Below are 211 nucleotides of genomic sequence, written 5' to 3'. Positions count from 1 at the left end.
CCGCTGATGATGGTGCAGCAATTGATATTTCAGGTCGTGACCTAAACACTATAGTAAAAACTGGGTTTTATAAGGGTGCACATCTAGGTAATACCCCTATCCTGGGTGATGGTTGGAGTTACGTGGAGGTCATTGCGCATAACCCCGAATGGGTACTACAAAAGGTTTACGGTTTATATGCAAACCAATTTTATATGCGCAGACTTACAAA

1 protein-coding gene is annotated in these 211 nt (G+C 42.2%); it reads left to right on the top strand.

Going from position 1 to position 211, the window contains the following annotated elements:
- Positions 1–211, top strand: a 211-nt coding sequence (locus PPOP_RS24535) for a pyocin knob domain-containing protein (RefSeq protein WP_042229266.1), incomplete at both ends; no start/stop codon positions are given.

It is taken from the genome of Paenibacillus popilliae ATCC 14706 (genome assembly GCF_000315235.1).
GTDB classification, from domain to species: Bacteria; Bacillota; Bacilli; order Paenibacillales; family Paenibacillaceae; genus Paenibacillus_B; species Paenibacillus_B popilliae.
Note: the sequence above shows the minus strand (reverse complement) of the source record. Positions and strands in the feature narration are given on the sequence as shown.